The 19606-nt window shown below is 64.6% G+C and carries 20 protein-coding genes; 6 read left to right on the top strand and 14 right to left on the bottom strand.

Annotation, left to right across the window (positions count from 1 at the left end):
• Nucleotides 1-51 precede the first annotated feature (51 nt).
• Complete coding sequence (gene gltX / locus ACE10W_RS21475) at nucleotides 52-1479, bottom strand: glutamate--tRNA ligase (RefSeq protein WP_375761908.1); 1428 nt, start codon at nucleotides 1477-1479, stop codon at nucleotides 52-54.
• A 154-nt stretch (nucleotides 1480-1633) separates the two neighbouring features.
• Between gltX and ACE10W_RS21470 the strand changes: the two genes are divergently transcribed.
• Both ACE10W_RS21470 and ACE10W_RS21465 read left to right on the top strand, forming a co-directional pair.
• Nucleotides 1634-3310, top strand: a complete 1677-nt coding sequence (locus ACE10W_RS21470; protein ID WP_375761907.1) for a glutamine--tRNA ligase/YqeY domain fusion protein — start codon at nucleotides 1634-1636, stop codon at nucleotides 3308-3310.
• A 7-nt stretch (nucleotides 3311-3317) separates the two neighbouring features.
• Nucleotides 3318-3704, top strand: a complete 387-nt coding sequence (locus tag ACE10W_RS21465; protein WP_304546790.1) for a nuclear transport factor 2 family protein — start codon at nucleotides 3318-3320, stop codon at nucleotides 3702-3704.
• A 46-nt stretch (nucleotides 3705-3750) separates the two neighbouring features.
• Here the strand turns inward: ACE10W_RS21465 and glnA are convergent, their stop codons facing one another.
• Together glnA and ACE10W_RS21455 are read right to left on the bottom strand one after the other, a co-directional pair.
• A complete protein-coding gene (gene glnA / locus ACE10W_RS21460; RefSeq protein ID WP_011087603.1) occupies nucleotides 3751-5181 on the bottom strand; it encodes a type I glutamate--ammonia ligase in 1431 nt (476 codons plus the stop codon).
• A gap of 126 nt (nucleotides 5182-5307) precedes the next feature.
• Nucleotides 5308-5490 carry a hypothetical protein gene (locus ACE10W_RS21455; RefSeq protein WP_028171775.1) on the bottom strand — a complete coding sequence of 61 codons (183 nt, stop codon included), beginning with the start codon at nucleotides 5488-5490 and terminating at the stop codon, nucleotides 5308-5310.
• Between the two features lie 236 nt (nucleotides 5491-5726).
• On the opposite strand from ACE10W_RS21455, the gene ACE10W_RS21450 reads away from it, so the two are divergent.
• Nucleotides 5727-6089, top strand: coding sequence for an SPW repeat protein (locus ACE10W_RS21450; protein ID WP_039184579.1), 363 nt, complete (start codon nucleotides 5727-5729; stop codon nucleotides 6087-6089).
• Between the two features lie 64 nt (nucleotides 6090-6153).
• Here the strand turns inward: ACE10W_RS21450 and ACE10W_RS21445 are convergent, their stop codons facing one another.
• The gene (locus ACE10W_RS21445; RefSeq protein WP_011087600.1) at nucleotides 6154-7482 is read right to left on the bottom strand and encodes an MFS transporter; all 1329 of its coding nucleotides are present in this window, start codon (nucleotides 7480-7482) and stop codon (nucleotides 6154-6156) included.
• Nucleotides 7483-7874: 392 nt separating this feature from the next.
• Between ACE10W_RS21445 and ACE10W_RS21440 the strand changes: the two genes are divergently transcribed.
• Nucleotides 7875-8108, top strand: coding sequence for a DUF2171 domain-containing protein (locus tag ACE10W_RS21440; protein ID WP_038967854.1), 234 nt, complete (start codon nucleotides 7875-7877; stop codon nucleotides 8106-8108).
• 95 nt (nucleotides 8109-8203) lie between these two features.
• Nucleotides 8204-10483: a ComEC/Rec2 family competence protein gene (locus ACE10W_RS21435; protein WP_375761906.1), complete on the top strand. Its 2280-nt coding sequence runs from the start codon at nucleotides 8204-8206 to the stop codon at nucleotides 10481-10483.
• A gap of 9 nt (nucleotides 10484-10492) precedes the next feature.
• On the opposite strand, the gene ACE10W_RS21430 is transcribed toward ACE10W_RS21435, so the two are convergent.
• The 8 genes from ACE10W_RS21430 to ACE10W_RS21395 all read right to left on the bottom strand — a co-directional run bounded on the left by ACE10W_RS21430 (nucleotide 10493) and on the right by ACE10W_RS21395 (nucleotide 17234).
• Complete coding sequence (locus tag ACE10W_RS21430; protein WP_028171779.1) at nucleotides 10493-11434, bottom strand: GAF domain-containing protein; 942 nt, start codon at nucleotides 11432-11434, stop codon at nucleotides 10493-10495.
• A 222-nt stretch (nucleotides 11435-11656) separates the two neighbouring features.
• Nucleotides 11657-12088, bottom strand: a complete 432-nt coding sequence (locus tag ACE10W_RS21425) for a hypothetical protein (RefSeq protein ID WP_028171781.1) — start codon at nucleotides 12086-12088, stop codon at nucleotides 11657-11659.
• 193 nt (nucleotides 12089-12281) lie between these two features.
• Complete coding sequence (locus ACE10W_RS21420) at nucleotides 12282-12482, bottom strand: hypothetical protein (RefSeq protein ID WP_375761905.1); 201 nt, start codon at nucleotides 12480-12482, stop codon at nucleotides 12282-12284.
• A 287-nt stretch (nucleotides 12483-12769) separates the two neighbouring features.
• Nucleotides 12770-13465, bottom strand: a complete 696-nt coding sequence (gene lexA / locus ACE10W_RS21415; protein WP_011087594.1) for a transcriptional repressor LexA — start codon at nucleotides 13463-13465, stop codon at nucleotides 12770-12772.
• Between the two features lie 175 nt (nucleotides 13466-13640).
• Complete coding sequence (gene glp / locus ACE10W_RS21410) at nucleotides 13641-14852, bottom strand: gephyrin-like molybdotransferase Glp (RefSeq protein ID WP_271554154.1); 1212 nt, start codon at nucleotides 14850-14852, stop codon at nucleotides 13641-13643.
• A 223-nt stretch (nucleotides 14853-15075) separates the two neighbouring features.
• A complete protein-coding gene (locus tag ACE10W_RS21405) occupies nucleotides 15076-15294 on the bottom strand; it encodes a hypothetical protein (protein ID WP_038967214.1) in 219 nt (72 codons plus the stop codon).
• A 165-nt stretch (nucleotides 15295-15459) separates the two neighbouring features.
• Nucleotides 15460-16086: an HAD family phosphatase gene (locus tag ACE10W_RS21400; RefSeq protein WP_304546746.1), complete on the bottom strand. Its 627-nt coding sequence runs from the start codon at nucleotides 16084-16086 to the stop codon at nucleotides 15460-15462.
• A 14-nt stretch (nucleotides 16087-16100) separates the two neighbouring features.
• Complete coding sequence (locus ACE10W_RS21395) at nucleotides 16101-17234, bottom strand: alpha-hydroxy acid oxidase (protein WP_375761904.1); 1134 nt, start codon at nucleotides 17232-17234, stop codon at nucleotides 16101-16103.
• Nucleotides 17235-17538: 304 nt separating this feature from the next.
• Here ACE10W_RS21395 and ACE10W_RS21390 point away from each other — a divergent pair, with 304 nt between their 5' ends.
• Complete coding sequence (locus ACE10W_RS21390; RefSeq protein ID WP_011087590.1) at nucleotides 17539-18876, top strand: S41 family peptidase; 1338 nt, start codon at nucleotides 17539-17541, stop codon at nucleotides 18874-18876.
• Nucleotides 18877-18949: 73 nt separating this feature from the next.
• Here ACE10W_RS21390 and ACE10W_RS21385 read toward each other — a convergent pair whose 3' ends face one another.
• Together ACE10W_RS21385 and ACE10W_RS21380 are read right to left on the bottom strand one after the other, a co-directional pair.
• Nucleotides 18950-19186, bottom strand: a complete 237-nt coding sequence (locus ACE10W_RS21385) for a hypothetical protein (RefSeq protein WP_375761903.1) — start codon at nucleotides 19184-19186, stop codon at nucleotides 18950-18952.
• A gap of 148 nt (nucleotides 19187-19334) precedes the next feature.
• Nucleotides 19335-19598 carry a hypothetical protein gene (locus tag ACE10W_RS21380; RefSeq protein WP_375761902.1) on the bottom strand — a complete coding sequence of 88 codons (264 nt, stop codon included), beginning with the start codon at nucleotides 19596-19598 and terminating at the stop codon, nucleotides 19335-19337.
• Between the last annotated feature and the right edge of the window lie 8 nt (nucleotides 19599-19606).

The following is a 19606-nucleotide window of genomic DNA, read 5'->3' as shown; positions in this document are numbered from 1 at the left end:
GCTGCAAGATGGCGCCGCGCATGCTCGACTTACGTCTAGCCTGGTCCTTGCCTAGTCCTTGGCCTGATCCTTAAGCCGACCCAAACTTTCCTGGCGTCCCAGCACGTCCAAAACCTCAAATATACCAGGCGACGTGGTCCGTCCGGTCAGCGCCGCCCGCAGCGGCTGGGCGACCGCGCCAAGCTTGAGACTATTTTCCTCGGCAAAGGCGCGCAGCGCGGCTTCCGTCGTGGCGCCGCTCCATGTCTCGACATTCTCCAGCGCGGAATGAAGCTGGCCGATCAGCTTGTGGTTCTCGGGCGTCAGCAGCGCCTGCGCCTTGGGATCGAGCTCCAGGGGCCGGTCGGCGAAGATGAAATAGGCGCTGTCGATCAGCTCGATCAGCGTCTTGGCGCGCTCCTTCAGGGCCGGCATGGCCTTGAGAAGCTGCGCGCGCGTGGTGTCGTTTAACTTGGCCTTAAGCTCGTCGCGGCTGGGCACGACGTGGTCCAGCACATCCTCGAACATCTTCACGAGTGATTGATCGTCGGCGTGGCGGATGTAATGGCCGTTGAGGTTTTCGAGCTTGGCGAAGTCGAAGCGAGCAGCGGCGCGGCCTACGCTCGAGAGGTCGAACGCCGCGATCATCTCCTCGGTCGAGAAGATCTCCTGGTCGCCATGGCTCCAGCCGAGCCGCACGAGGTAGTTGCGGAGTGCGGCCGGCAGGTACCCCATGGCGCGGTAGGCGTCGACGCCGAGTGCGCCGTGGCGCTTCGACAGCTTCGAGCCGTCCGGGCCGTGGATCAGGGGGATGTGGGACATGCTCGGCAGCGCCCAGCCCATCGCATCATAGATCTGCTTCTGGCGGGCGGCGTTGATCAGATGGTCGTCGCCGCGGATGACGTGGGTGACGCCCATGTCGTGGTCGTCCACGACCACCGCGAGCATGTAGGTCGGGTTGCCATCGCCGCGCAAAAGGACGAGGTCGTCGAGGTTCTCGTTCTGCCAGACCACGCGGCCCTGGACCTGGTCCTCGATCACGGTCTCGCCGGTCTGCGGCGCGCGCAGGCGAATGGTGGGCTTGACGTCGCTCGGTGCCGTGGCCGGGTCGCGGTCCCGCCACATGCCGTCATAGAGGCGGGTGCGGCCCTCCGCGCGCGCCTTCTCACGCATGGCGGTGAGCTCCTCGGCGGTGGCGTAGCAGCGATAGGCCTTGCCGTCGGCAAGCAGCTGCTCGGCGACCTCGCGGTGACGGGCGGCGCGGCTGAACTGGTAGATGACGTCGCCGTCCCAGCCGAGCTCAAGCCATTTCAACCCGTCCAGGATGGCGCCGATCGCGGCCTCCGTGGAGCGCTCCCGGTCGGTGTCCTCGATCCGGAGCAGCATCTTGCCGCCATGCTTCTTCGCATAGAGCCAGTTGAACAGCGCCGTGCGGGCACCCCCGATATGGAGGAAGCCGGTCGGCGAGGGAGCAAAGCGGGTGACGACGGAATCGGTCATTCTTGGCAGGGCCTATGCATTGGAAGCGGTGGTGTATAGCAGGACCGGAGCATAACTAAAGCCCACGGCGGACCTGCCAGGCCTTGCTTAAGCTCTTGGCTCAGCCTCGCGAATTTGGCAGAAGGACCGCTGATTTCCCTACAGGATTTTCGTAATGACAGAACCGGTGGCAGCTGAGGTTGGGCGCGATTTCATTCGTGACATCATTCAAGCCGACCTCGATCAGGCCAAATACAGGGAGATCGTGACCCGGTTCCCGCCGGAGCCGAACGGCTACCTGCATATCGGCCACGCCAAGTCGATCGCGCTCAATTTCGGCATCGCCCAGGAGTTTCCGGGTCGCTGCCATCTGCGTTTCGACGACACCAATCCGGTCAAGGAAGAGCAGGAATATATCGATTCCATCCAGGCCGACGTGCACTGGCTCGGCTTCGACTGGGGCAAGAACCTGTTCTTTGCCTCGGATTATTTCGACCGCCTGTACGAATGGGCGGAGACGCTGATCCGCGACGGGCTCGCCTATGTCGACGACCAGACCCAGGAGGAGATCCGCACCTCCCGCGGCACGCTGACCGAGCCCGGCAAGAACTCGCCATTCCGCGACCGCAGCGTGGATGAGAACCTCGACCTGTTCCGCCGCATGAAGGCGGGCGAATTCCCCAACGGCGCGCGCGTGCTGCGGGCCAAGATCGACATGGCCGCGGGCAACATCAATCTGCGCGATCCCGTGCTGTACCGCATCCTGCATGCGCATCATCCGCGCACCGGCAACGCATGGTGCATCTATCCGAGCTACGACTATGCCCACGGCCAGTCGGACGCGATCGAGGGCATCACGCACTCGATCTGCACGCTGGAGTTCGAGGACCACCGGCCGCTCTATGACTGGTTCATCGAGAAGCTGCCGGTGCCGTCGAAGCCGCACCAGTACGAGTTCGCGCGGCTGAACCTGACCTACACGCTGCTCTCGAAGCGCGTGCTGACCCAGCTCGTACGCGAGGGCCATGTCGCGGGTTGGGACGATCCGCGCATGCCGACCATGGCGGGCATGCGCCGTCGCGGTGTGCCGCCGGCGGCGCTGCGTGAATTCGTCAAGCGTATCGGCGTCGCCAAGGCCAACAGCGTGGTCGATGTCGGCATGCTCGAATTCTGCATCCGCGAGGAGCTGAACCGCACCGCGCAGCGCCGCATGGCGGTGCTGAAGCCGCTCAAGGTCGTGATCGAGAACTATCCGGAGGGGCAGACCGAGGAGCTCGAGGCGATCAACCATCCGGACGATCCCACCGCCGGCACGCGGAAGATCACGTTCGGCCGCGAGCTCTATATCGAGCAGGACGACTTCATGGAGAACCCTCCCAAGAAGTTCTTCCGCCTGTCGCCCGGCAACGAGGTCCGGCTGCGCTACGCCTATTTCGTCAAGTGCACCGGCGTGATCAAGAACGATAACGGCGAGGTGGTGGAGCTGCGCTGCACCTACGATCCCGCGACCAAGGGCGGCAATGCGCCCGACGGCCGCAAGGTGAAGGCGACCATGCACTGGCTGTCGGCGGCAGCGTCGAAGCCGGCGGAGATCCGCATCTACAACCAGCTGTTCGCGAACCCGAGCCCGGACGCCTCGAACTTTGCCGCCGATCTCAATCCGCAGTCGCTGGAGATCCTCAGCGACGCGCGCATCGAGGCATCGGTGGCGGAGAGCAATTCCACCGAGCCGATGCAGTTCGAGCGCCAGGGCTATTTCGTGCGCGACAAGGACTCGACGCCCGGCAAGCCGGTGTTTTCACGCACCATCGGCCTGCGCGACACGTTCGCGAAGGAAGTCGCGAAAGGTTGAGGCACTCATGAGCAGTGAGGCCGACGCCATCGTTTCCGCCATCATCGCGAAATGGTGCGCCGGCTTCGCGACGCTCGATGCGGCCGCGCTGTCGTCGCTCTATGCCAAGAGAGCGTTCTTCTTCGGCTCTAACCCGAAGCTCTATCGGGGCAGGGACGGCGTTGCCGATTACTTCAATGGCCTGCCGCGATGGCGCAAGCCGAGTGCTGCGTTTTCCGAGGTGCAGGCTGCGCAGGCTGGTCCTGATATCATCAACATGGCCGCGATCGTGTCGTTCGATTTCGCGGGCGAACGCCCGGAACTCGTCGTCAAGATGAGCTGGGTCATCACGCGCGAGGACGCCGACTGGAAGATCGTCAATCACCACGCCTCGTCGAGGGTCCCGATGATCTAGCAGCGGAGGGCTCCGCCCGTTCCGCTAGGTGCGCGGTCGCCGCCCGCTAGATGTCGTAGTAGAGATGGAACTCGTAGGGATGAGGTCGCAGGCGGATCGGGTCGACCTCCTTCTTGCGCTTGTAGTCGAGCCAGGTTTCGATCACGTCGGCGGTGAAGACGTCGCCGCGTAGCAGGAATGCGTGATCGCGCTCGAGCGCGTCGAGCGCCTGGTCCAGCGATCCTGGCGTGGACTTCACCTCCTTCGCCTCAGTAGGCGGGAGGTCGTAGAGATTCTTGTCGATCGGGCTGCCGGGGTCGATCTGCTTGTCGATACCGTCGAGGCCAGCCATCAGCATTGCTGCGAAGGCCAGGTAGGGATTGCAGGACGGATCCGGCGAACGAAACTCGACGCGCTTGGCGCGCGGATTCGGCGAATACATTGGAATCCGGCAGCAGGCGGAGCGATTGCGCTGGGAGTAGACGAGGTTGATCGGAGCTTCATAGCCCGGCACCAGACGCCGATAGGAATTCGTCGTGGGGGCGCAAAGCCCGCACAACGCCCAGGCGTGGCTCAATAGCCCGCCGATATAGTAGCGGCCGAGCTGGCTCAACTCGGCGTAGTCACCTTTGTCGTAGAACAGATTTGTCTCACCCTTCCAGAGCGATTGGTGAACGTGCATGCCCGAAGCGTTGTCCTCGAACAGCGGCTTCGGCATGAATGTCGCGGTCTTGCCGTGCTGATGCGCGGTGTTCTTCACCACGTATTTGTAGATCATCAGGTTGTCGGCCATCCGGGTGAGGGTGGTGAAGCGCATGTCGATCTCGTTTTGGCCGCCGGTTGCGACTTCATGGTGATGGGCCTCGATCTGGATCCCCAGAGATTCCATTGTCAGCACCATTTCGGTGCGTAGCGCCTGCATGCTGTCGGTCGGGGGAACGGGAAAGTATCCCTCCTTCGGGCGCGGTTTGTGGCCGAGGTTCGGCCCTTCCTCAGAGCCGGTGTTCCAGCTGCCTTCGCTGGAGTCGACTGCGTGCATGGCGTAGTTGATGCCCTGTGCGTAGCGCACCTCGTCGAAGACGAAGAACTCCGCTTCCGGGCCGAAATAGCTCGTATCGGCGCGCCCGGTGCCCTTAAGGTGGATTTCGGCTTTCTGGGCGATGTAGCGGGCATCCCGGCTGTAGGACTGGCCGGTCACGGGGTCGCGGATGTTGCAGATGAGAACCAGCGTTTTGGCCGGACTATAGGGGTCGACGAATGCCGTCGTCGGATCGGCGACGACCAGCATGTCGCTTTCCTGGATCTCCTGGAAGCCTCGGATCGATGAGCCATCGAATCCAATGCCCTCATTGAGTGCATCGGCATTCACCGCGCTCGGCGGGACGGAAAAATGTTGCCACACCCCCGGCAGGTCGGTGAACCGCAAATCGATCATCTGGACTTTCTCGTCCGTGATCGCCTTCACGAGGTCTTCGGCTGTCGTACATTTCGCAACCATGGCTTCGCTCCCAGGTCAGCGTCCCGAGATCGCGTAGCCGTTCGGCCGCAACCTGGCGGCTCGCGACGGACTGTGGTCCACGTTCGGCGTTGTCGCCGCAGTCAGGCAAGCTTCGCGCGACGGCAGTCAGCTTTGATGCGGCCCGCGCATCAGCTTCATCGCGTCTTCGATGTGCCGCCAGGTTTTTGCCAATTCGAGCTCGCCCTTCTGCTCGAGGTCGATGGCGTTTTGAGCGGCCTCCGCAATGGCCTTGGGGCCATGGGCTTCCAGCAACTGCCGCGCATAGTCGTGGATTTCCATTTCTCGCATGGCGTCATCTCCCTCTTGTTCTGGGCGCGAACCGGGTGGGCCGAGAACGGCAGACATTGACACCTGTCAAGCGCCGATAGTCTGCATCCTGGTGCGCCGCACTTGCAAGGGCCCTTTCCAGGGCACGGGCGGCCGGACGGGGCGCCGGCTCCTGGTCGCGGCAACACAGCGCAGGTCGGAGGGATGATTCTTCATCGGCGCGCCCCCACATCAATACGAGAAGGGAGGTGAGCATCATGCGCATCCAACATTGGCAAGACGCTGGTAGCCTGTTGGTGGGCGTGTGGCTGGTCCTGTCGTCCTTCGTCCTCGGCTTATCCGGGGCTGCTGTCTGGATCACCATCGCACTCGGGCTCGGCGTCATGCTGTTTGCCGTGGAGGCCTTTGTCGTCCCGTCCTACCTGGAAGAGTGGGGCGAAATGCTGCTGGGCTTGGCTCTGGTGCTGGCGCCTTGGTCCATTGGCTATGAGCCGGTATCGGCCACGGTCAGCAGCGTATTGTCGGGCCTATTGGTGATCTTGCTCGCTGCTTGGGAATTGATGACCGATCGCGACTTCAGCACCTGGTGGCACGATCACTGGCCTCACCGCGCCGGCTGAGACGAGAGGTTGCCGGCTTCTCTCCGACCGCCATCGGCTGGCGGCCGGAGGAGAGGTGGTTACGTTACAATGCGGCTCTGGGCTCGATCGGTTGCCAGATGCTGATCTTGCGAGTCTCCGGCATCAGGAAGACCGCAAGCACGAAGCACACCGCAGGCACCGCAATCGGGTAGATCAGCGCGTAGCCGATGCTGCCGGTCGCGGCGAATGCCGCCGAGGTGATGAACGGCACCAATCCGCCACCCCAACCGTTGCCGATGTGGTACGGCACGGAGACCGACGTGTACCTGATCCTGGCGGGGAAGAATTCCGCCAGAAACGCGCCGACCGGCCCGTACACCATCCCGACGTAGCAAACCAGGATGAAGATGATGAAGATCGCGGTCGGATAGTTGATGTTGCCGGGCTGCGTGACCGTTCCCAGCCACAGATAGAGCGGATAGTACGTGATCGCAGCGAGCAGCATGCCGCCCAGGATCACCGGCTTGCGGCCGATCTGATCCGACAGCCAGCCGAAGAAGATCAGGCTCGGCGTTGCGATCAGCAGCGCGGCTCCCACGATGTAGGCCGAGGTCAGCGCATCCACCTTGGAGACCTGCTGCAGGAAGTACAGCGCCCAGAACTGGCCGCTGTACCAGACCACGCCCTGTCCGATCAGGACCACGATCGCGATCCCGATGTATTTGATGTTGGAGCTGAGGAAGGCCTCCTTCCACGGATTCGTCGTCATTTGGCCGCGGGCCCTGATCTCCTGGAAGATCGGCGTCTCCTGGAGCTGGAGCCGAATGTAGATCGCGATGGCCACCAGCAGGAAAGACACCAGGAACGGAACGCGCCAGGCCCATTCGTCGAAGACCTGATTGCCGAACCAGGTCCGTGTCAGGACGATCACGGCCAGCGACACCACGATGCCGAGAGTCGGAGAGGTCTGTAGCCAGCCGGTGTAGTAGCCGCGCTTGTCGTCCGGCACATGCTCCGCGACATAGGTGATGGCGCCGCCATATTCGCCGCCCAGGCACAGACCCTGGATCATGCGCAGGCCGAACAGAACGAACGCCGCCGTTAGACCGATGGACTGGTAGGTCGGGATCAACCCGATTGCCCCCGTACCCAGTCCCATTCCGCTCAGCGTGATGAGGAATGTATATTTTCGTCCGACCCTGTCACCCATCCATCCAAAGAGGAAGGCTCCCAGGGGGCGGATCAGGAAGCCCGCAGTGAACAGAGCGATCGTACTGAGGAGGGCTGCAACCGGGTGGGATTGCTCGAAGAACTTGACCGACAGAACGGCGGCCAGGCTGCCAAAGATATAGAAATCATACCATTCGATGACGTTTCCCACCGATGCAGCAACGATCACGCGGCGGAAATCGTGCGGTACTTGAACTGCCATGTGCTGCTCCTATCAAATTCAAACCCACTCCTCGCGCATTTCAGCGCCAGTTCGCTCGCGGAGTGCGTTTGGTGTGCGACGCTACAGGCGAGAATTGCGAGTTGCGTCCGCAACGCCTGGTCTCAGAGGAACCTTGAACCACCTGAGAAGAGCTTCGGCGGCCTTCGGTACCGCGAGCTGTCACGACCTGGCCCGTCTGTGCGGGGGAGGCGTGGAGAGCAGTTTAATCCTGCCAAGGCCGGCCCCTTATGAGACTTTCGGCTCAATCGACCCGAACCCAGGCTGCCCCCGTTCAGAGACAGAACGGTCGCCCATCGCGCCGGGCGGTCGTGTCACGAATGAACGGAAAGGACCTCTCGGGCGTTGTGTGGGTCCCCAACGAGGAGCCCGCCATGCAGAACATTGCAGAGCATATGGAAGTCATCGGTGCCGACGGCGTCCACATCGGCACCGTCGACAAGGTCGAGGGCCATCGGATCAAACTGACCAAGAAGGACAGCGGCGAGGGCAGCCACAGGGGCCATCATCACTTCATCGACAAGGGCCTCGTCGCCGGCGTCGAGGGCAACAAGGTCCGGCTGTCGGCCAAGGCGGATGTCGCCGTGACGATGGAAGAGGAAAAGTAGGGCTCGATCGAGTTCGTTCCTGATCTGTACCGCTATTCGCCGCCCTGCACGTTCCGGTAGCCTCGGCCTCCGTCGCGTATCGCAAGGTGCAGGGAATGGCGGAGCCGGGCCGGCCAGCACGGTCCCAAGGGATTGCGGGGACCTGGCCCGTTGGCTGGGCTGCTCCGGCCGGCGGGTTTGCGCCGGCGGGCTTTGGCGCCTGGCCCGCACTCGTCGAGGCGATGCGCGGATGGATGCGCGCGGAGGCCGGCGCCGGGCGGCTGTTGCCGTGGGTGCCGGTCGCCTTCGGCAGCGGCATCGCACTCTACTTTACCGCCGATCACGAGCCGGTGCTGTGGGTCGTTGCCGCGATAGCGGCCGCGCTCATGCTTGGCGCCGTCCTGTTGCGGCGGAGCCGGCTGTTCGCCCCCGCGATCATGATCGCGGCGATTGCGGCCGGTTTTGCCGTGGCGACCTGGAAGACGGCGCGCATTGCTCACACCGTTCTCGCAAAACCGCTCTATTCGGTGTCGTTGTCGGGCTTCGTCGAGACGCGCGACGTCCGCGAGCGCACCGACCGTTTCGTGCTGCGTGTCGCCGCGATGGAGGCGCAGCGGAGCGAGGTGAAGCTGGAGCGCGTGCGCCTCTCGGTGCGCAAGGGGACTGCGCCGGAGGTCGGCAGCTTCGTGCAGTTGAAGGCGCGGCTGATGCCGCCGATTTCGCCGGTGCGCCCCGGCAGCTACGATTTCTCGCGCGACATGTTTTTCCAGGGCATCGGCGCCTCCGGCTTCGTGATGGGGGCGATCGCGGCTGCGGTGCCGCCCGATGCCGGTGGCTTGCGGCTGCGCTATGCCGCCTTCATGCAGGGCCTGCGCGATGCGATCGACGCGCGCGTCCGGGCAACGCTCGAAGGCGACAATCGCGCGATCGCGACGGCGCTGCTGACGGGGCGGCGCGACGCGATCACCACGCCCGTCAACGATGCCATGTTCATTTCAGGGCTGGGCCATGTGCTCTCGATCTCCGGTTACCACATGGCGGTGGTCGCCGGCGTCGTGTTCTTCGCGGTCCGCGCGCTGCTCGCTCTGATTCCGGGATTGGCGGTCGGCTTCCCCATCAAGAAATGGTCGGCGGCTGCGGCGCTGGTAGCCGCCGCATTCTACCTGCTGCTCTCGGGCGCGGAGGTCGCGACGCAACGCTCGTTCTTCATGACCGCCGTGGTGCTGATCGCCGTCATGGTCGACCGACGCGCCATCACCTTCCGCACGCTGGCCGTGGCCGCGTTGATCGTGCTCGCGGTCGCGCCCGAAGCGCTGGTGCATCCGAGCTTCCAGATGTCGTTTGCGGCAACGCTGGGGCTGGTTGCGCTGGTGCAGATCGGCATGCCGAACCTGTTCGCTTCGCCCGATCATTCGGCGACCGCGCGCATCGCGATGTGGGGCGGCCGCGAGATCGCGATGCTGTTCCTGGCCTCGCTGATCGCGGGGCTTGCGACCACGCCCTATGCCGCCTTCCACTTCCACCGCGTCACCCCGTTCGGCGTGCTTGCCAACCTCGGGGCGATGCCGGTGGTGTCGGCGCTGGTGATGCCGGCGGGACTGCTCGGATTGCTCGCGGCGCCGTTCGGGCTCGACGGCGTGTTCTGGTGGCTGATGGGGATCGGCATCGACTGGATGGTCGCGGTCTCGCGCTGGGTGGCTGCGCTGCCGGGCGCGGTCGGCCGCATCCCGGCGTTCGGCATTGCGCCGCTGATCGCGGCGAGCCTCGGGATCATCGTGATGGGCCTGCTGCGCACGCCCTTACGGTGGTCAGGCGCGCTGGTGCTGTTGGTCGCGATCCTCTGGGGGCTGGCAGGCCGGCAGCCGGATATCCTGATCGCCGGGGACGGCCAGAGTGTCGCGGTGCGGGGCAGGGACGGGCACCTGCAAATGATCCGGGCGAACAAGGACGGCTTTCTGCTGAAGGAGTGGTTGGCTGCCGACGCCGATCCGCGCGATGCCGGTAGTCCCTCGCTCGCCGCCGGCGTGTCGTGCGACGAGGCCGGCTGCGTGACGCCGCTCGCCGACGGGCGCCTGGTCGCGCTGGCCTTGCGCATCGACGCTCTGGCGGACGATTGCAGCCGCGCTGCGCTGGTGGTGACGGCGCGGCCGGCGCCAGCGGATTGTGTGGCGATGGTGGTCGACCGGCAGCGACTCGCGGCGCAAGGCGCGCTCGCGCTGACACGGCGCGGCGACGGCTTTGCGGTTCAGGCGGTGAAAGCGAGAGGCACCGATCGTCCGTGGTCGCCGGCGACCGCCGGCGAGGGCGATTTCAGCGCGAGCCTTGCGCCGCAGGCGGCGGCCCCCCGTAACCGGGACGCGACGCCGTCCGAGGCCGACCTGCAGGCCGAGGATTGAGCGGACGGGCTATAGGTACCAGGCCAGCACGGCTTCGAGCCCAGCGCTCCCGATTACCGGCAGGGCCACCATCTGGCTCAGTCCGATTGCGCGGGCCTCCGCGGCTGCGGCCGAGCCGTCGTGCCCGAGATCGTCGTTGAGCGCGGGCATGCCGGTGGCCCAGGCTCCGCCGATGCTGCCGTCGCCCCTGCCGATGGATTTGTCCGCATAGAGCGCGGCAAGGTCTGTCTGCGCGCTGCAATCGCCGGCGCGAAAGACCAGTGCCGAACGGGCCTCGTTCGGCACCCAGATCTCGAAGCGTCGCGCAATCGGCGTCGCCTGTGCGGACAGGAAAGTCAGCACCCAGGTCTGGTCGGTGCCGGTCCGATAGGGCACGCCGACGCCGAGATTGATCCCGACCTCGGCGGCGTCTTCCCAGCGCAGAAAACTCCTGGCGTTGTGCAGGTCCTTGATGATCAGCGGCAGGCCCGCTTTCCAGGTGCGTCCGGGCAGGCCGAAGCCGCGGGGAAACCTGGTGTGGCGGGAGTTGAATTCGAACATGTCGGCGGTGCCATAGTAGCCGTCGACGAGCCCCATCTCGTGGGAGCTATCGGGATCATTGTGCCAGAGCTCGATCGCGCCGACATGCGCCTCGTCGTCGCCGCAGAACAGCACCATGACGGCCTGCAAAAACTCGCCTGAAAACACCGGGACCGCCACGCCGCAGGTGAGGCCGGCCGCGAGCGCCTGGTCGGTCCGCTTGAAATAGGAGTTGGCGAATTTGGTGAGGATCACGGGATGGCCGCTGGCCCAGGCCTTGCCGGGAAGGCCCTCGTCGTATCCGAAGCGCAAGTCCTCGCTCACGGCCTTGAACGCGGACAGCCCTTCGCCGTAGAGGCCGCCGCCGAATTCCAGCCGCATGCGCGTCCGGTCCGGCACCCAGAGTTCAACGACGCGAATGAAGGTTTTCATCGAACGTGTCCGCCGCCTCAAGCCTTTGACAGCATCGGCGATCTGGCCGCGGAACGGACGTTCAAAATTCAGGCAGGGCCGCGCAAACTTCGTGCGATGGGCAGGTGCGAGCCTGATCTCGGCGGAAGATTCCGGAAGACGCAAATCATACCATCTCGCCGGCCACGGCCGGCGATGGCAATTTCAATCCCGGCCCCGACCTCTGCGCCGGGGGGAGGTACATCAGCCGATCGGCAGGCGTGTGATCGTCGGCCTGTCAGCGATGATCTCCGGCTTGTGTTCACGCTCGCCGGCCGGCTGGGTCACCGGCAATTGCAGCACGGTCGCGCGCTGGCCTTCGACGAGTTGCGTCACGAGTACGTATTTGCCGTCGGGGAATTCGATCGCGTCATGATGGCGATCGGGAATGTGCGGATCGATCTTGCCGAACTTGCCGACGCGGGAGTTGATGGTGCGCGTCCAGATCCAGCGATTGTCGTAGCGGACGTTGTCGGCGAAGGCGAGCTCCGTTCCCGGCAGCAGGCAGACCGCGACGGACATGTCGGCCTCGGAGGCGAAGCCGCGCGTCGAGGTGCCGCGGAAGGTGGTCGTGACGATCGTCTCGCCGACTTGTGCGGGACGCGTCGCGACGGCATGCAGGCTGTAGTCACACATCGGGTGCTCCTCATTCAGGGATAGCGACCCGCGCCTCCTTCGGAGGCACTGGCCTCTATCAGAGTGGAAGCATGTTAGCGTCTTCTCGGTTGTAGGCAAATCTGCGGCTTGGCTTCGCAGGCTGCCATCACAATATCTTTTTCAAATGCGTCAGGAACAAAAACCGCTTCCGTGCATTTGGCGTGCATCTTCGTCAGCGACCAGCAGGTGCCGACCAGCCCGAATATTGCCAGGCGGGTTGCGACGGCTGCGCGACGGCGTTGCGCAATTGCTCGCTCGCCGTCGTCGGCGTTGCCTTGCGGGCATGGTGCGACTGCGCGGCGAAGGCTTGCGATGCCGACGCGGATGCTGCGATCAGCGCCACCGTGACGGTGCTCAAAACGATCTTGCGCATTGATTGCCTCCTCGATCTCCAGGGCCACGAAGCGATGAGGGCTTCGTGCGGCGTCGCGAGGATGTAGCGCTAGAGAGGGGCCGGATAATCTGAGCAAAACCAGAAAGACTATCCAGCCGGAGCGGACAATCGTCCGCTCCAATCGTCAACGACGCGGGTCGCCAACCGGCGGGCCGCGCTTAGGTGATTGCTTGAGCATGATCTCCGCGCAAGCGCGTCCTGCGCTTGTCGCGAGGGAAAACCGCTGCGCACTTTGCGCTAACGCGGCTCTCCAGTCCGGATCATGCTCAGTACTTCCGGTACAGGCCGATCAGCTTGCCCTGAATCTTCACTCGGTTGGGCGGCAGGATGCGGACCTCATAGGCCGCATTGGCGGGCTCGAGCGCGATCGAGGCGCCGCGGCGGCGGAAGCGCTTCAGCGTCGCTTCCTCGTCGTCGATCAGCGCCACCACGATGTCGCCGGTGTCGGCGCTCTCATTGCGCTGGATCAGCGCCATGTCGCCGTCGAGGATGCCGGCTTCGACCATCGAGTCGCCGCGCACTTCGAGCGCGTAGTGCTCGCCCGAGCCGAGCATGTCGGGCGGTACGCTGATGGTGTGGCTGCGGGTCTGCAACGCTTCGATCGGCGTGCCGGCCGCGATGCGGCCCATCACCGGCACCGCGACGGGGCGTTCGCCCTCGTCCGCGCTGGAGCTCGCTCGCACCTTGCCGAGATTGCCCTCGATGACGCTCGGCGTGAAGCCACGGCGGTTGCCAGCGGCGGCCTGCAGCTCGGGCAGCTTGATCACCTCGATCGCGCGGGCCCGGTTGGGCAGGCGCCGGATGAAGCCGCGCTCCTCCAGTGCGGTGATCAGGCGATGGATGCCCGACTTCGAGCGCAGGTCGAGCGCGTCCTTCATCTCGTCGAAGGAGGGCGGCACACCGCTTTCCTTCAAACGCTCGCTGATGAATCGCAGAAGCTCGTATTGTTTGCGCGTTAACATCTCGACCAAATCCCCCGGTTGATGTCGTTCGATTCCGAGACGGTGAATTCAGCGGCGAGCCGCCAGATGCTCGAAACAAATCATGAACGGACACTATATGTTCGATATGTGTTCCGCAACTGCTTAATTTACCGTGAACGCGACAAAGTTCGCGGAACGCGCAGGACCAGTGCGTTCAGGCGGGCAGTCGCAGCACCTCGCAAGGCGCGCCTGCCTCGGCCTTCGGCGCGAACGGCGCGCGCACGAGAAGTGCCTGCGCCGCAGCGAGATTCGCAAGCAGCGAGGAATCCTGATGATTGACGGGAAGGGCGACAAGCATGCCGTCGTCGCGCCGCTCCAGGCGCGCACGAAGATAGTCCTCGCGCTGGTCATTGGCGCCGACATCGCGGCCGAGCACGGCGCGCTCGCGACGATGGTGAATCACGGCGCGGCCCGACAGGGCGCGAATCAACGGCACCATGAACAGGAAGCCGCACACATAGGACGACACGGGATTGCCGGGCAGGCCGATCACCCCCATCGCCCCTAGCCGGCCGTGCATCATCGGCTTGCCCGGCCGCATCGCGATCTTCCAGAACGCCATCGCAATGCCTTCGGCCTTCAGCGCCTGCTGGACCAGATCGTGGTCGCCGACCGAGGCGCCGCCGATCGTGATCAGGATGTCGGCGCCGCTCTCTCGGGCACGGCGGATGCCGGCTGTGGTGGCCTCCAGCGTATCGGCGGCAACGCCGAGGTCGATGGTATCTGCGCCCTCCTGGCGGGCGAGGGCGTGCAGGGCATAGCCGTTGGAATAGACGATCTGGCCGGGGCCCGGCGTGGTGCCCGGCATCACCAGCTCGTCGCCGGTGGCGAGGATCGCGACCTTCGGACGGCGGCGGATGGGCAGGTCTGGATGGTTCATCCCGGCGGCGAGCGCGAGGTCGCGCTCGGTGAGCCGGGTTCCCTTGCGAAGGAGCACGTCGCCCTCGCGGAAGTCGACGCCGGCGGGCCGGATGTGCCGACCGGCGATAGCGGCTTCCTTGATCGTGATGCGCTTGCCCTCGGCGACCGTATCCTCCTGGATCACGACCGCGTCCGCGCCGGCGGGAACGACGCCGCCGGTGAAGATTCGCACCGCTTCGCCGGCGCCGACCGCTCCCGCGAACGGCCGGCCCGCCGCGACCTCGCCGATCATGGTGAGCTGCGCGTCGACCCTGGCCGCATCGGCTGCGCGCACGGCGTAGCCGTCCATGGCCGACATCGCCTCGGGCGGCTGGGTACGCCGCGCCGCGACGTCGCGCGCGAGCACGCGGTGGTAGGCCTCGTCGAGGGGAATCATCTCTTCAGGCAGCGGCTCCGCGCCGGCCAGCACCGCGGCGAGCGCGTCAGAAACCGGCATCAAGGCCACGGCGAAACTCCTGCTCGGAAAGTCTGGACGAATGGGCGGCAAGAGTTCTAGCCGAGCGCGGGCGATGAAGCAAAATGGGACCGGATCAGGATTTATCCTGCTTGATCCGTCCAGTCATGAGGGACCGTCAGCTTTGCCGCGGCATGATCTGACGGACGAGAAAGACGGGAACGAGCGTGGCCATGGCAAGGACGACAATGACGGGAGCCACGGCCAGCATCGGTCATCGACCGGTCTGGCGGTCCGGACGGAGGTCCGGCGCCACGTCGGGAGCCACGTCAGGGGGCTTGGGGCCTTGATCCTTGTCGGGCAGCGGATCGGCCTGGGATTTCAGGTCGGCGGCCTTGCTGATCAGCTTGGCGGAGAGGTCAGAATCCGAAGTCGTTCTGGCGAATTCGAGCAGAAGAGAGGCTTGTTTGGTGAGGTAGGTTTTGCCCAACACGATGATACGTCCGTCTGTAGAAGTCCCAACGGACTCAAGAGTCCGGAAGCGGGCATTCCGTTCCCGGAACTCTGTATAAAAATGTACAAAGCGATTTGGTTCCTCATCTCGGCCAGATCGGTTCCGGGAGCTCCCCGGTTTCACCCGCCGGCCGATGCGTCTCGATCAGATTCCCAGCGCCTCGAGCGCGTCGCCGACATCGCGGGGCGAGGTCACATGCACCGCGGTCAATCCGCGCGCCCGCGCTCCCTCGACGTTTTCGGCGAGGTCGTCGAAGAACACGATGCGCCTGGCGGGCACACCGATGGCCGCCACGACATGGTCGAACGCCGCCGCGTCCGGCTTGCGCAGGCCGATGCTGGACGACAGGTACAGCTCGCGGAAATGGCCGAGCAGGTCGGCGTATTCCTTCGAGAAATGGTCGACATGCGGCTGGTTGGTGTTGGAGAAGGCGTAGAGCGGCATCTGCTTCGCCGCACGCGGCAACAGCTCCGCGACATCGGGCATTTCACCCGCGAAGATCGCGTTCCAGCCCTCGAGGAATTGCGCATCCGAGATGCCGATCCCGAGCGAGGTGCGTAGCGAGGCGAAATACTCCTCGTCGCTGATCTTGCCGACCTCGTGCAGCCGATACGCCTCGCTGTCGCGCACATAGCGGGCAATGATCGCCTCCGGCTTGCAGCCGGCGTGTCCCGCCCAGCAGGCGATCGCCTTGGAGAAATCGATGTCGAGCACGACGCGCCCGAGGTCGAACAGAAGCGCATCCGCGCTGCCGGGAGAGAGCGAGGTCATTGCGTCCTTTCGGATCAGTACCGGTAAGGTTCGTGGTCGAACAGCGGGAACGCGCTGAACACGCTCGGCGCGTTCGTCGCGGTGGCTTGGTGCAGGCAGGACTTGTTGACCTCGGTGAACGAGGTGGCGCCCAACAGGCCGAGGCAGCGCAGCACCTCGTCCTCCAGAAGCTCCAGCATCCGCGTCACGCCGGCTTCGCCGGCCGCCGCCAGCGCCCAGCATTGCAACCGGCCGATGCCGACGAGGTCGGCGCCCGCCGCGATCGCCTTGACGATGTCGGTGCCGCGGCCGAAGCCGCCATCGACCATGATCTTGGCGCGGCCCTTCACGGCCTCGACGATCTCAGGCAGCACATGCATGGCGCCGCGGCCGTGATCGAGCTGGCGGCCGCCATGGTTGGAGACGTAGATCCATTCGACGCCGTGATCGAGCGCGATCAGGGCGTCCTCCGCGGTGGCGATACCTTTCAGGATCAGCGGAATCTTGAACTTGTCCGTGATCATCTTCACGGTCCGCCATTCCAGGCCTTTCTGGAAATCGCCGCCGGTGGCGCGCAGGCGGCTCTCGCGAACGTAGCGCTTGGCGATGTCACGTTCGCGACGGCTGTAATGGGCGGTGTCGACGGTCAGGCAGAAGGCGGCGTAGGCGTGCTTTTCGGCCCGGCTGACGACATCGGCGACGAAGGCGTCGTCGCCGCGCACGTAGAGCTGGTAGAGACGCAGCGCGTCGGGGGCGGCTGCGGCGGTCTTCTCCAGGCCAGGCTCGGACACTGAGCTCAGCATGTGCGCCGCCCCAAAGGTGCCGGCGGCGCGCGCGACGCTCGCGGCGCCATCCGGATCGAAGATCTCGAGCGCGCCGACAGGGGCGAGCACCACCGGCAGGCGCATCCTGCGGCCGAACTGCTCGACGGAGCCATCGACCTTGCGCACGTCGCGCAGCACGCGCGGGCGAAAAGCGAGCTCGTCCAGCGCCATCCGGTTGCGGCGCATCGTGGTCTCGGTCTCGGCGGCGCCGACGATATAGTCCCAGGCATTCTGGTTGAGGTTGGCGCGTGCTTTGCGGATGAATTCGTGCAGATTCTGGAACGGCTCGCTGCTGGCGCCGAGTTCGACGTTCCTTTCCGGCTGGATGCGGGGTTTTTCGTTCATTATTATCCTCCCGAGAATTTGAAGCCTTGTTTCATCGCCTAACCCGTCCGGCTCTCCAAAACCATCCTAAAATCGCATAGCTGCGAGGCGCGGGCGATCGACCGATTCCTGCTTTGCATGAAACGGTTTCGGAACGTTGCCAAAAGTTTAGGTCCGGGCGAAGGGATTTTTACGGTGTATCCGCCGGCCTGGCATCCCGGCCTTGAAGAAACCAGAATGGTATTGTGAGAAGCGGGCTGGATCGCCATTTGCATGGCGCCTCCCAAGCCCAAGAGAACCGCCAAGCAAAAAGGCCAGCCTATCCATGCGGAAAACCCTGCTGTTCCCCCTGGGCGCGCTCACCGGAGCGTGTTTGACCCTTCTGGTAGCCAGTCCGCACGGCGGAGTATGGGCGGCACGGGCGGCGGCTGGCGCGGATGATGCCTATTCACAGCTCAACTTGTTCGGCGAAGTCTTCGAGCGCGTGAAGGCGAGCTATGTCGAGAAGCCCGACAACGCCAAGCTGATCGAAGGCGCGATCACCGGCATGGTGACCTCGCTCGATCCGCATTCGCGCTACATGAACGACAAGGCCTGGACCGAGATGCAGGAGACCACCTCCGGCGAGTTCGGCGGGCTCGGCATCGAGGTCACGATGGAGGAGGGCCTGGTCAAGGTCGTCTCGCCGATCGACGATACGCCGGCGTCCAAGGCCGGCATCATGTCCGGCGATCTCATCAGCAAGATCGATGGCGATGCCGTGCAGGGCATGACGCTCGAGCAGGCCGTCAACAAGATGAAGGGCCCGGTCGACACCAAGACCAAGCTCACCATCGTGCGCAAGGGCGCCGACGCCCCGCTCGACATCGCGATCACCCGCGAGATCATCCATGTGCGGCCGGTCCGCTTCCACGTCGAGAATGGCGACATCGGCTATATCCGCGTCACCTCGTTCAACGAGCAGACCACCGACGGCCTGAAGAAGGCGATCGCGGCGATCTCCAGGGAGATCCCGCAGGAGAAGCTCGCGGGCTATGTGATGGACCTGCGCAACAATCCGGGCGGCTTGCTCGACCAGGCCGTGTCGGTGTCGAGCGCGTTCCTTCAGCGCGGCGAGGTGGTCTCGACCCGTGGCCGCAATCCGGAGGAAACCCAGCGCTTCACCGCGCATGGTGGCGACCTCACCAAGGGCAAGCCGCTGGTGGTTCTGGTCAATGGCGGCTCGGCTTCGGCCTCGGAGATCGTCGCCGGCGCGCTGCATGACCACAAGCGTGCCACGATCATCGGCACGCGCTCGTTCGGCAAGGGCTCGGTGCAGACCATCATTCCGCTCGGCGCCGGCAATGGCGCGCTGGCGCTGACCACGGCGCGCTACTACACGCCGTCCGGCCGCTCGATCCAGGCCCAGGGCATTGCGCCCGACATCGAGATCCTCCAGGACGTGCCGCCCGAGCTGAAGGGCCGGATGGATACCATGGCGGAGTCCCAGATGCGCGGCCACCTGCAGGCTGCCGACGGCACCGAGCAGACCGGATCGCAGTCCTACGTCCCGCCGAAAGAGGAGGACGACAAGGCCCTGCACGCGGCTTACGACTTCCTGCATGGCGTCACCGCGAATGCGGTCGCGGCCAAGCCCGCGCCGAAGGCTGCGGTGCCGAACTAAATCCTACGACGTCCAGATAGTCGCCCGGGAGCGGATGACCGCTCCCGGGCGAATTCGTTTTGAGGCTGGCGTGTCAAAGGCGGAGCGCCAGGATTTCGAATGTGACCGCTGTCGAAGCACCGAAAGCGGTGAATTGTTGCAATTGATCATCGACCGTGACGACGGCTTCGAAGATGTTCACGTTGCCATTGAGGGAGGGTGACGAGGCCTGGATGACACGATCTCCAACCTTGAGGCCCGGCGCAGCGACGGTGCCGGCCGATGACAAGCCGGTAACTGTGACCAGGACATATCCGGAAATCTGAGCCATCTTGCGCTCTTTCTTGGAACGAGTTGAACGGACCTCGTCTTACAATCAGCTCAAATCTCAGTCGACGGGTCTGATCAATTGCGAGCTTAGGACATAGGGCTCTGCGGTGATCCCGCGGCTCGCAAGCCGCGAGATCACAGCGCGATCGTCATTGCTCCTTCTTCGGGCCCATGTGATGCGGGACTTCCGTCTTCGGTCCGCCGCCGTAATGGTGGCTGCCGCCCGATCCGCCGGTCGATCCGCCGTCGCTCTCTTTCTTGCCCATGTGGTGCGGGACCTCGGTCTTTGGCCCGCCCGAATAGTGGTGGCCGTTCTTCTCATCGGTGGTGTTCGTCGTGCTCGTCTGCGCCAAGGCGGGCAACGCGACGAGCGACATGATCGCGGCAGCGACGATCAGCTTGCGGTGACTCATTCTGGTTT

Source organism: Bradyrhizobium sp. B025 (assembly GCF_042257955.1).
Lineage (GTDB): Bacteria > Pseudomonadota > Alphaproteobacteria > Rhizobiales > Xanthobacteraceae > Bradyrhizobium > Bradyrhizobium diazoefficiens.
The sequence above is the reverse complement of the archived record's forward strand: the minus strand, read 5'-3'. Positions and strand labels throughout refer to the sequence as shown.

Bases quoted from the DNA above. Each gene is read 5' to 3' on its own strand.
- gltX (WP_375761908.1), bottom strand. From the start codon at position 1,479: ATGACCGATTCCGTCGTCACCCGCTTTGCTCCCTCGCCGACCGGCTTC.
- ACE10W_RS21470 (WP_375761907.1), top strand. From the start codon at position 1,634: ATGACAGAACCGGTGGCAGCTGAGGTTGGGCGCGATTTCATTCGTGAC.
- ACE10W_RS21465 (WP_304546790.1), top strand. From the start codon at position 3,318: ATGAGCAGTGAGGCCGACGCCATCGTTTCCGCCATCATCGCGAAATGG.
- glnA (WP_011087603.1), bottom strand. From the start codon at position 5,181: ATGGTTGCGAAATGTACGACAGCCGAAGACCTCGTGAAGGCGATCACG.
- ACE10W_RS21455 (WP_028171775.1), bottom strand. From the start codon at position 5,490: ATGCGAGAAATGGAAATCCACGACTATGCGCGGCAGTTGCTGGAAGCC.
- ACE10W_RS21450 (WP_039184579.1), top strand. From the start codon at position 5,727: ATGCGCATCCAACATTGGCAAGACGCTGGTAGCCTGTTGGTGGGCGTG.
- ACE10W_RS21445 (WP_011087600.1), bottom strand. From the start codon at position 7,482: ATGGCAGTTCAAGTACCGCACGATTTCCGCCGCGTGATCGTTGCTGCA.
- ACE10W_RS21440 (WP_038967854.1), top strand. From the start codon at position 7,875: ATGCAGAACATTGCAGAGCATATGGAAGTCATCGGTGCCGACGGCGTC.
- ACE10W_RS21435 (WP_375761906.1), top strand. From the start codon at position 8,204: ATGGCGGAGCCGGGCCGGCCAGCACGGTCCCAAGGGATTGCGGGGACC.
- ACE10W_RS21430 (WP_028171779.1), bottom strand. From the start codon at position 11,434: ATGAAAACCTTCATTCGCGTCGTTGAACTCTGGGTGCCGGACCGGACG.
- ACE10W_RS21425 (WP_028171781.1), bottom strand. From the start codon at position 12,088: ATGTGTGACTACAGCCTGCATGCCGTCGCGACGCGTCCCGCACAAGTC.
- ACE10W_RS21420 (WP_375761905.1), bottom strand. From the start codon at position 12,482: ATGCGCAAGATCGTTTTGAGCACCGTCACGGTGGCGCTGATCGCAGCA.
- lexA (WP_011087594.1), bottom strand. From the start codon at position 13,465: ATGTTAACGCGCAAACAATACGAGCTTCTGCGATTCATCAGCGAGCGT.
- ACE10W_RS21400 (WP_304546746.1), bottom strand. From the start codon at position 16,086: ATGACCTCGCTCTCTCCCGGCAGCGCGGATGCGCTTCTGTTCGACCTC.
- ACE10W_RS21395 (WP_375761904.1), bottom strand. From the start codon at position 17,234: ATGAACGAAAAACCCCGCATCCAGCCGGAAAGGAACGTCGAACTCGGC.
- ACE10W_RS21390 (WP_011087590.1), top strand. From the start codon at position 17,539: ATGCGGAAAACCCTGCTGTTCCCCCTGGGCGCGCTCACCGGAGCGTGT.
- ACE10W_RS21385 (WP_375761903.1), bottom strand. From the start codon at position 19,186: ATGGCTCAGATTTCCGGATATGTCCTGGTCACAGTTACCGGCTTGTCA.
- ACE10W_RS21380 (WP_375761902.1), bottom strand. From the start codon at position 19,598: ATGAGTCACCGCAAGCTGATCGTCGCTGCCGCGATCATGTCGCTCGTC.